Source organism: Geomonas sp. (assembly GCF_035254065.1).
Lineage (GTDB): Bacteria > Desulfobacterota > Desulfuromonadia > Geobacterales > Geobacteraceae > Geomonas.
The window spans coordinates 1-9,956 of the sequence record NZ_DATFBA010000342.1; the positions used below are offsets into that span (position 1 = coordinate 1).

Annotated in this window: 10 protein-coding genes and 1 rRNA gene; 7 read left to right on the forward strand and 4 right to left on the reverse strand. The window is 60.7% G+C overall.

Translation table 11 applies throughout. The features are described from left to right. Nucleotides 1-87 (forward strand): 5S ribosomal RNA (gene rrf, locus VJ604_RS15875); the annotation flags it as partial. An 86-nt stretch (nt 88-173) separates the two neighbouring features. On the opposite strand, the gene VJ604_RS15880 is transcribed toward rrf, so the two are convergent. After that, nucleotides 174-635, reverse strand: coding sequence for a YbhB/YbcL family Raf kinase inhibitor-like protein (locus VJ604_RS15880; protein ID WP_324084204.1), 462 nt, complete (start codon nt 633-635; stop codon nt 174-176). A gap of 466 nt (nt 636-1,101) precedes the next feature. On the opposite strand from VJ604_RS15880, the gene VJ604_RS15885 reads away from it, so the two are divergent. Both VJ604_RS15885 and VJ604_RS15890 read left to right on the forward strand, forming a co-directional pair. Continuing rightward, nucleotides 1,102-1,269, forward strand: coding sequence for a hypothetical protein (locus tag VJ604_RS15885; protein ID WP_324084205.1), 168 nt, complete (start codon nt 1,102-1,104; stop codon nt 1,267-1,269). A 12-nt stretch (nt 1,270-1,281) separates the two neighbouring features. Next, entirely contained in the window at nt 1,282-2,265 is a 984-nt protein-coding gene (locus VJ604_RS15890) for a L,D-transpeptidase family protein (protein WP_324084207.1), read from the forward strand. Here the strand turns inward: VJ604_RS15890 and VJ604_RS15895 are convergent. Beyond that, entirely contained in the window at nt 2,243-4,510 is a 2,268-nt protein-coding gene (locus tag VJ604_RS15895) for an ATP-binding response regulator (protein ID WP_324084209.1), read from the reverse strand. The genes VJ604_RS15890 and VJ604_RS15895 overlap by 23 nt on opposite strands. 192 nt (nt 4,511-4,702) lie before the next feature. Here VJ604_RS15895 and VJ604_RS15900 point away from each other — a divergent pair, with 192 nt between their 5' ends. Beyond that, nucleotides 4,703-6,247: a carotenoid oxygenase family protein gene (locus tag VJ604_RS15900; protein ID WP_324084211.1), complete on the forward strand. Its 1,545-nt coding sequence runs from the start codon at nt 4,703-4,705 to the stop codon at nt 6,245-6,247. A gap of 3 nt (nt 6,248-6,250) precedes the next feature. Here VJ604_RS15900 and VJ604_RS15905 read toward each other — a convergent pair whose 3' ends face one another. Further along, a complete protein-coding gene (locus VJ604_RS15905) occupies nt 6,251-6,583 on the reverse strand; it encodes a cytochrome C (RefSeq protein WP_324084213.1) in 333 nt (110 codons plus the stop codon). A 270-nt stretch (nt 6,584-6,853) separates the two neighbouring features. Here VJ604_RS15905 and VJ604_RS15910 point away from each other — a divergent pair, with 270 nt between their 5' ends. The 3 genes from VJ604_RS15910 (at nt 6,854) to VJ604_RS15920 (ending at nt 9,612) form a co-directional block, all read left to right on the forward strand. Beyond that, nucleotides 6,854-7,135: a MoaD/ThiS family protein gene (locus VJ604_RS15910; RefSeq protein WP_324084215.1), complete on the forward strand. Its 282-nt coding sequence runs from the start codon at nt 6,854-6,856 to the stop codon at nt 7,133-7,135. A gap of 342 nt (nt 7,136-7,477) precedes the next feature. Further along, entirely contained in the window at nt 7,478-8,068 is a 591-nt protein-coding gene (locus VJ604_RS15915) for a response regulator (protein ID WP_324084216.1), read from the forward strand. Further along, nucleotides 8,065-9,612 carry a SpoIIE family protein phosphatase gene (locus VJ604_RS15920; RefSeq protein WP_324084219.1) on the forward strand — a complete coding sequence of 516 codons (1,548 nt, stop codon included), beginning with the start codon at nt 8,065-8,067 and terminating at the stop codon, nt 9,610-9,612. Before VJ604_RS15915 ends, VJ604_RS15920 begins: the two co-directional genes overlap by 4 nt. A 49-nt stretch (nt 9,613-9,661) precedes the next feature. On the opposite strand, the gene VJ604_RS15925 is transcribed toward VJ604_RS15920, so the two are convergent. Continuing rightward, a partial coding sequence (locus VJ604_RS15925) for a PQQ-dependent sugar dehydrogenase (protein ID WP_414652455.1) occupies nt 9,662-9,956 on the reverse strand: 295 nt, incomplete at its 5' end.

Sequence of the window (9,956 nt, forward strand, 5' to 3'; positions counted from 1 at the left end):
GTTCCCATCCCGAACACGGAAGTTAAGCCTCTCAGGGCCGATGGTACTGCACGGGTAACTGTGTGGGAGAGTAGGTCGCCGCAGGGAATTTATTGAAAAAGCCCCATCCACCAGGATGGGGCTTTTTTGCGTTTAGGGCAGAACCAAGCTTTAAGCGGCTTTTTCTGCGGCCGTCACACCGGTCCCTCATTGCTCCTCGAATAGGTTCCCATCAATTCCGTCGTTCCGAGGATGTGCTGTGCCATGGCAGTTTCCAAGTCATCCCTCTGGGTGGTTTGTGGAAGGTCCAACTTCATATCCAACGCGTACAGCCTGAAAAAGTAGCGATGGGTCCCGGATGGCGGGCAGGGCCCCGTGTAACCAACATGCTTGGTGGTGTTTATTCCTTCCTTGGCTCCAAACGGAACCGTGTGCTCTTTTATTTCCTTCACTTCAGGCGAGATGTTCCACATCACCCAATGGATCCACAGGCCGGCCGGTGCATCCGGGTCCTCTACCACCAACGCCAGGGATTTTGTCCTGTCCGGCACGCCGTGAATGACCATGTGCGGGTTGGTGTTTTCTCCATCGCAGGTGTATTTGGACGGGATTTGGGAGCCGTGGTTGAAGGCGGGGCAGGTCAGTTTGAATTCCATGGGGTACCTCCAGAGTGAGTGTGATGGCAACTAGAAAAGGATACAGAGTGGCTTGGTACCGTCAAGCGGCTGCACTCCCTGGAAAAAGTGCCTTTCTAACAGCTTGAGATGAGGTAAGCTTGATAGCTGGTACAATTGTGCCGTCCGCTTCTGTGACACGAACCAACTCCGTTGTCATGGCAGCTTGCCACGCTCATTTCTTGTTTCTCTTGGACCGTCAATCGAATCATATATCAAGCAGTACTAAGGGAGGCACTCAATGAAAAGGTGCGTTTTGTTAGGGTTGTCAGTGCTCCTGCTCTGTTCCGGCTGTGCAACCAAAGAGTATGTCAACAAACAAATCGACCCCATTTCCTGCCAGACGAAGATCCTGGAGTCTAAGGCAGCTGAGCTCGAGAAGAAAGTCAGCGCGCTCGAGGCACGTACTGGTGGCCTTGAGTCACGCATGAGCGCCTTGGAGAGCCAAGTGGCTAATCCCAAGAACGTGGAACTGAATCCCGCCGACCGTACCATGATCTCCGATGCGGAGCGCAGGGCTGCCGATGCCGCCCAAAGGGCCGAGGCCGCCGCCAAGAGCGCGGAAACGGCCGCTGCGAAGGCTGCCAAAGTCTTCGAACTGGGCCAGAAGAAATAGTGTAGGAGTGCTGTGGACCATACATGCGGATATCTTGGCAGGCAGGGGGTGCTGATCAGCGTGCTGGCGTTCGCCCTGCTGATCACGCCTCAACTGCTGCCTGCCGAGGTTATCCCCATCCACGAGGGGTTCCTCGGCCACCTCCAGCACTACCAGGTCAAAAAGAAGGAATCCCTTATCGAGATTGCCCGGAAGTTCGATGTCGGCTTTAACGAGATCATGGCCGCCAATCCTGGAATCGACCCTTTCGTCCCGGAGTCGGGGACCCTGATTACTATTCCGACCGCCTGGATTCTTCCCACTCTGTCCTCGCGTCCCTCCGTGGTGATCAACCTCCCGGAATTCCGGCTGTACTATCTGCCCAAGCCGCCGAGTCAGATGGTCCTTACCTTTCCGCTTGGGATCGGCGACCAGGGGACCGACACCCCGCTTGGCGGCTACCACGTCGTGGAGAAGATCGTCAAGCCCGCCTGGCATGTCCCCCCATCGATCCGTAAAAAGGAGCCCATGCTCCCGAAGGTGATGCCTCCCGGCCCTCATAACCCCATGGGGAGCCACGCCCTGCGACTTTCTTCACATGACATCCTCATTCACGGTACCAACCGCCCCTGGGGAATCGGGAGAAGGTCCAGCCACGGTTGTCTGAGGCTGTACCCGGAGGACATCGTCACCCTCTTCAGGGTAGTTGCCAAAGGTACCCCGGTGGTGATCATTGACCAGCCGGTTAAGATCGGGACCAAGGGGCATCGGATCTTCCTGGAAGCCCACCGCAAAGATCGGTCCTTAGTCACCGTCGGTGATGTTGTTCAAAGGCTGGCTGATAAAGGGATGCTGGGGAGGACGGATTTTGCCAAGCTCATCCGGGTCATGGAGGAACGGAGGGGGATACCGCTCGATGTTACCCTTGATTTTAGCGCTGGAAAGGCGCCGGCTGGTAGGGAGACGGGGCCGGCGGGGCAGCCTGCGCCGCTGGTTAGGAGTCGAGCAACTCCCTGATCTTGGTAAGCAGCAAGGAGGGCGCGACCGGCTTGGTGAGGATCTGCGCCTTCTCAGCCATGATGTTCTCTTTCCTGATGATCTCATCCGTGTAGCCGCTGGTGAACAGCACTTTGGTGCCCGGCCGTATCCGCTGGATCTCCTCGTAGACCTGCCACCCGTTCTTGCGCGGCATGATGGCGTCCACGAAGGCCAGGGCGATCTCATCCTGGTGCTGCCGGAACTTATTTACCGCGTCATCCCCCGACATCGCCACGATTGCGTGGTAGCCGTAGGCCTCCAGGACATCGACCACGATCTTGCGTACGTTGTCGTCGTCCTCCGCCACCAGGATGGTCTCGGTCCCGCGCGGGAAGAGGTGGGCAGCCTCCTCTTCCCTGGCTTGAGCCTCCCGGGTCAGCGGCAGGTAGATTCTGAAGGTGGTGCCGTAGCCGACCTCGCTGTAGACCTTGATGTGACCGTTGTGCTGCCTCACGATGCCGTACACGATGGAAAGGCCCAGGCCGGTCCCCTTCCCCTGCTCCTTGGTGGTGAAGAAGGGCTCGAAGATCCGCTCCAGGTGCTCAGGGGGGATGCCGCTGCCGTTATCCGAGAAGACGATAGTCGCGTAGTTGCCGGGACTCACGCTGGCGGCGGTGGCGGCCTCCACGTCGATGGTCTCGGAACCGGTGCAGATGGTGATCCTCCCCCCCTTGGGGACCGCGTCGTGGGCGTTCACCGCGAGGTTCATCAGGACCTGCTCGAGTTGACCCACGTCCGCCAGCACGGTCAGCTTTTGCGGGGAAGGGGTGATCACCAACTCGTGCTCCTCGCCGATCACCATCAGCAAAAGCTTCTTGATGTCCTGCACCACACTGTTCAAGTCGACGGGGATGAGGGTGATGGCGTGCTTCCTGCTGAAGGCGAGCAGGCCGCGGGTAAGGCCGGCCGCGCGCTCCGCCGCATCCAGCATCTGTTGGAGGTAGGGCATCAGCGGGCTTTCCCGGGAGAGGTTCATCTGCATGAGCGCTGCGTTGCCGATAATGACGGTGAGGATGTTGTTGAAGTCATGGGCGACCCCTCCGGCCAGCGCGCCGATCGATTCCATCTTCTGCGACTGGTGCAACTGCTCCTCCAGTTTTTGCCGCTCGGTGATGTCCTCCACCACGCCGATCAGGTAGGAGGGTACGCCCTTGGCCCCCTGCACCATGGAGAGGGTGAGGATGGTCCAGACCGCTGAGCCGTCGGGCCGGCTGTAGCGCTGCTCCGCGGTATAGACCTTGATCGCGCCATCGATCAGCAGTTTGACGTGCTGCAGGAAGGCGTCCAGATCGTCGGGGTGGGTGATCTCCTGGATGGTGCGCTGCAGCATCTTGCTGGGCGGGCAGCCGACGATGTCGCAGAAGCGCCGGTTGACCAGGATGAGCCTGCCGTCCGGGGACATGTGGGCAATCCCGATGGGGGCCTGCTCAAAGGTGCTCCTAAAGCGGAGCTCACTCTGCTCCAGGATGGCCGCCTTCCTGATCAGGTTCCTGGCCCCCAGCCCAATCCCGACCAGGCCCAGGATCCAGAACAGGGCGTGCCCCACGGCGACCTTCAGCATGGTCAGCCGCATGGCCACCCGGACCCCGGTGACCGGGACCGAGACGCTGATGCCGCCTCTCACCGCGTACTGTCCGGTGCGGTGGTCGGTGTGGTGACAACGAATGCAGGGGTCGTGCGCCATCATCGGGCGCATCAGCCGCATGTACGGCTCACCGTTGATGACTTGGATCTCGCTCACCTCGGGGACCCCGTGCTGAAATTCCTTCAGAGCCTTCGCCTCCCAGGGATCCGGGGCGTTTTCCGGTCGCAGCGGCATCAGGCTGGTGATGTGCCCCTGGCTCAGTTCGGGGCGATTGCGCGCCATCTCGAAGACCTGGCGTATCATCGTTGAAGGGCTGACAAGGGTTAGCTGCCTTCCGGTGGGGGTGGTGATGTCGCGTTCGGGGCGGTCGGCCAGGTATGGGTTTGGCTGGTTGTTGCCGGTGACGGGGGCGTAGACCCCTCCGTAGCTGTCGGCCCAACTGCGGTAGAGAAGATCTTTTTCCAGCGCCGCCCGCGCCTCAGCGAGGGTGATGAAAAGTGATTCTTCCTTTAGCTGGCGGTAATCGACGATGAGCGAGGTGGCGACCAGCATGGTCCAGAAGGCGCCCAGCCAGACGGCGTAGCTGCGTAGCCGCCTGATCTGAACTCTCCGGTTTTCGTCATGCCCGCTATCCGCCATGGATGGTCCTTGTGTAGATATTCTCTAATTGACGATGGGTAATTATAACACACATGATGTGCCCGCGACTCTGTGGGGGGAGCCGCTGCCACGGCTCCGGGCCTTGGCGATGGCGCCGCCCATTTGTCAGTGGGACAAGAATTGGTAGACTGGAGCTGTCCCCGAGAACCATCTCCTTCAAAGGATCCCGCTATGTTGTCCCGTCGTGAAGTACTGCTCCTCGGTGCGCAGGCCACAGCCTCACTCGCCTTGACAGGATGCGCCACCAGCCAGCCGCTCAAGAAGGATGTCTTCCCCGACTTCGGCGATGCCTCCCGCCCCTACCTGGGCCTGGCCACCACGCTGTCCGCGGAACACAGCTACGAGGCCCGGGTGGAAGGAAGCATTCCCGCCGGGGTGCGCGGCACCTTGTACCGCAACGGTCCCGGCCTCTTCGACCGGGGTGGCTACCGCAAGCGGAACCTGCTGGATGGCGACGGCCTGGTGCAGTCCTTCACCTTCCACGAATCGGGGGTCCATTACCGGAACAGGTTCGTGCGGACCCGGAAGTTCGTCGAGGAGGAGAAAGCGGGGCACTTCATCTATCCGAGCTGGAGCACCCAGGCCCCCGGCGGCATGTGGGCCAACTTCATGCGGTCGCGCTTCCAGGGACAGGCTGGCATCACGGTCTTCCCGTGGCGGGGCCAGCTCTACGCCTTTGACGAGTGCGCCCTTCCTTACCAGCTTGATCCGGGCACCCTGCAGACGGCCGGGATCTCCACCTTGGGGCTACCGGACGGCTTCACCATCTACGCGGCTCACGCCAAGTTCGATCCCGTCTCAGGCGAATGGCTCCACTTCGGGGTGCTCTACGGCCCCAACCCGCAGCTCCACATCACCGTCTTCAAGCCGGACGGGGCCTTGAAGATGCACCGCTCGCTCCGCATGCCGCGTAGCGTCTACCTGCACGACTGGTTCGTAGCCGAGCGGCATTTCATCCTCTCCCTGCATCCGGTGCAGATAGATTTCTGGGCCGTCTTTTTCGGCCGCAAGAGCATGGTCGAGGCGCTTAGCTGGCATCCGGAAAAAGGGAACCTGGTCATGGTCCTTGAACGGGAGGGGGAAGCCGCGCCGGTGCTGCTGGAAACAGAGGCGTGCTACATGTGGCACTCGGTGAACGCCTACCAAAGGGGAGGGGAGATTGTCGCCGACTTTATAGGTTACGGCAATCCCGACCATTTCGTGGGGGCGGACCCGGTTGCCTCGGCGGTCATGCAGGGGCGCAAGGGAGAGTACAGTTCGCCTGGGGAGGTGCGACGCTATCTGATCAACCCGGCCTCCAGGTCGATCCGCGCAGAGGTGGTGGCTCCGGGGAACTACGAGTGGCCGAGGGTGAACGAGCTGCATCGCTGCCACAGCTACCGGTACGGGTACCAGTTGGAAACCAGGCCGGGGGACTTTTTCTGGACCAAGGTTTGCCGTATCGACATGCTGAGCGGGGGAATCGACCGCTACGATTTCGGGGCGGGCGTGTATGTGACGGAGCCGGTCTTCGTCCCGGTCCCGGGCCGGGCCTACCACCCGGCAGAGGCCGGGGAACCCGGCTGGCTGCTGGCCGAGGTCTACGACAGTCACAGCAGGCTCAGTTACCTGGCCATCCTCAGGGCGGAGCGGGTGCAGGACGGGCCGATCGCGACCGTGCGCCTGACCCACCACGTCCCCTTCAGCTACCACGGCTGGTGGAGCGCGTCAGCTTAGCGGCTACTTCTTCTTCAGTGGGCTCTCCTTCCAGAAAACCCCCAGCACGGTGCGGTCGTTGGCGGAAAGCTTCACCCCTTTTTGCTCCATGCGATGCTGGATCGCCTGCATGTCCTTGCCAGCCGCCATGGCCTGCTCGATCACCTTCTCGCTGTGGCAAGAGACGCACCTCTTCTGGATGACCGGCTGAGCCTTTCCGAAGTGTCCGCCGGTGACGGCGCCGAGGTTCTGGCCGGAGGCGGGGGGCATCTTTACCTGGTCGGCAGCCCAGGAGGATACTGTCAGCAGGGAAACCGCCAGTGTCATAGTGATGGTCGATACGGAAACAGGTTTCATATCATCTCCTTTCAATAAGTCATTGCACCGTTATTGCAGACTTAATAGATATACCAGATTTCGGGGGAATTTCTTCTCATTCATGCCATTTAGCTGTGGACGCCGTGTTGACAGTATCCGGCACGGGAGGTATACCTTTGATATCTCCAGCTATAACTTCGCTTCCAGTTTCCGCTAGATATATCTCCCGCTCTTGAACCTTCCATATCTGCACGAATCACAGATCGAGAGGTGTTGCTCATGTCTCATGACACAACTACCACGGTTCGGATGTTCGGCGCACTGCACGTATTCAGACAGGAACACGGTCTGCCGTCAGAGACCGAGGTGGCCATTCCCCCCCAGGGATGCGCGGCGAGGGTGCTCGCCAGCGAACTGGATCTTCCCATGGAGAATGTGCAGGCTGTGTTCGTCAATCACCAGATCTACAGCCTTGACCACTGTATCCAGCCAGGTGACGAAGTAGCTTTCGTACCGGCCGGTACTCCCGGAGTGGCACGTGGATGCGTGGGTTCCTACGGCACTGCCAAAGGTGATGGCGAAGGCCGCTGAAGCTTGCGGGCCCATCTAGCCCTCATCCCACCGATTACTCCGCCAACCGGCGCGCCTCTCACCGGACCTTGCGTGATCCCCTCCTTAAGTGCTGTACGCTTCCGCTGCACTGTACCTACTCCCGTCTGACCACCGTCCCGAACCGGCCACCCACTCATAAGAAGACGTTAACAATCTCATAGCCCGCCGCCTGTGTCAGAGCGGCTTGCCATTTAGCTGGCGATACTGAGAATGTGGTACACTAAGGTCAGTTGGCGAAGGCGCCCTGTCTGGTAGAGAAGGTAAGCGATGTACGGTTAGCGAAGAAATTGGAGCAGGAGAGCCGGTCCCATGGAGACCGTCATGGACGCTAAGTCGAAACCTCAACTCCGAGTCAGGGCAGCTTCCAAGGACGAGACCGGCAAGCAGTTTAAGGGGGCGGCAGGGAAGAAGTTTCACCCTGACGGAAGTGGTAGGAACGAGGTAGCAGCCATGGTGAAATTGAAAAGGATTCTCCTCGTGGAGGACAACGCTAACGACGCCGAACTGACCATGGAGGCGCTGGCCGAGCACCATCTGGCCAACGGGGTGGATCTGGTCCGGGACGGGGCAGAGGCGCTGGACTATCTCTATCGCCGGGAGAAATTCGCCGGCGTGGAGGAGGCCAATCCCGCGGTAATCCTGCTGGACCTGAAGCTTCCCAAGGTGGACGGACTGGAGGTTTTGCGCACCATCAAAGCCGATGACAGGTTGAAGTTCATCCCGGTGGTGGTGCTGACCTCGTCGCGCGAGGAGCGGGACGTGATAGAGAGTTATCGGCTGGGTGTCAACGCCTACGTGGTGAAACCGGTCGACTTCAGTGAATTCATCAACGCGGTCAAGGAGCTTGGTGCTTTCTGGGCCATCATCAACGAACCGCCCCCCTCAGCATGGCTACAAAGGTCCGACAAATGACGCAGAGGCTGCGGATACTTCATCTCGAAGACGATCCGATGGACGCCGAACTGGTGCAGATGACCCTTGCCTCGGACGGCTTGGCCTGCGAAGTCCAGGTGGTCTCGCGGCGCGAAGAGTTCGAGGCGGCCCTCACCCGGGGTGGCATGGACCTGATCCTCGCCGATTTCGCGTTGCCTGCCTTCGACGGCATGACGGCGCTGCTGATGGTCCGTGAGCGGCTGCCCGATATCCCCTTCGTCTTCGTCTCCGGCAAACTCGGCGAGGAGGCCGCCATCGAGTCGCTGAAAAGCGGGGCGACCGACTACGTCCTGAAGACCAAGCTCGCGCGGCTGGGGCCAGCAGTCCAGCGCGCCCTCACCGAAGCGCACGAGCGGGCCAAGCAGCGGCAGACCGAAAAGGAGCTGGAGCAGGCGTACGCTGAGATCGAGAAGCGGGCGGAGGATTACCGCAACCTCTTCAACAGCATCCGGGATGTCATCGTGGTCACCGACGACAGCCGCACCATTCTCCACGTCAATCAACCGGCCCTGCGCGAGGTATTCGGCTATCAGACTGAGGACGTGGTGGAGAAGAGCAGCGCCATCCTGTACGCCAACGAAGACGACTTCCTGAAGACCGGCAAAGAGGTCTTTGACGCAGAGGGGTCGGTGAAGGGAAAACTGCTGGAGCTTCATTTCCGCAGGAAGAACGGCGAGATCTTCATCGGCGAGCAGTACGCCATGAAACGCTTCAACCGTTACGGGGTGGCGACTGGCAACGTTTCTATCTTCAGGGACATCAGCGAGCGCAAGAAAGCCGAGGCCGCCTTGCGTGACAGTGAGCTTCGCCGCTACCAGCTCCAGGTCGAGCTGCGCTACGCCGCCGAGATCCAGGCCAAGCTCCTCCCCCGCACGTATCCGCAGATCGCCGGCTTCGACGTGGCTGCCCGCTGCCTTCCCGCCAAGCAGGTGGGGGGGGATTTTTACGACTGGCAGCAGGTCTCGCCGAATCTCATCTACCTGACCCTCGGGGATGTGATGGGGAAGGGGATGGCGGCCGCCATGTTGATGGCAACGGTGAGGGCCGCGTTGCACGCCGTCACCCTCTACAACTCTCCGGCCCAGGCCCTGCGCCTCGCTGAGCAGGCGCTGTTTGCCGATCTGGAGAACTCGGAGAGCTTCGTAACCCTTTTCCACGGACAGTTGGACAGCGACCAGCGGACCTTCTCGTTCGTCGACTGCGGCCACGGCTACGTCTTCGTGAGGCGCGCCGATGGTACGGTCGACGGCCTCTCTCCGCGCGGACTGCCGCTCGGCGTGCAGGGGGGAGAAGTCTACCAGGAGGGAGTGGTCGCCTTGGAGAAGGGGGACGTGCTTGTCCTGTACAGCGACGGTGTGATTGACGCCAAACCAGAGCTGGAGCTTAACAACCAGATCCTTGCTGAACAGTTGGCCGGCAAGAGCAGCGCCCAGGAGATGGTCGACGCCCTGATGGCCCTGACCGGGCAGCCCGACCCGCAACCTGATGACATCACCGTGCTGGTGGTCCGCTGCGTGGATTAGGCAGTCGTGCCTCCCTCATACCCCCCGTCACCACCCCCTATCAACACCGTCACTTCCGATAGCTGATCCGGTAAATAGCGTCTGCCCGGTCGTCGGAAACCAGCAGGCTGCCGTCCGGCATCACCTGCACGTCCACCGGGCGCCCCCAGGGGCTATCGCGCGAGAGCCACCCTTCAGCAAAGACCTGGTAACTCCCCCCCTTGCCTGCCTGCGGGCGCACCAGCGAAATCCGGTAGCCGATCTTCTTGCTGCGGTTCCAGGAGCCGTGTTCGGCGATGAAGATGGCGTCCTGATACTCCTTGGGGAACATGGCGCCCGTGTAAAAGCGCATGCCCAGGGCGGCG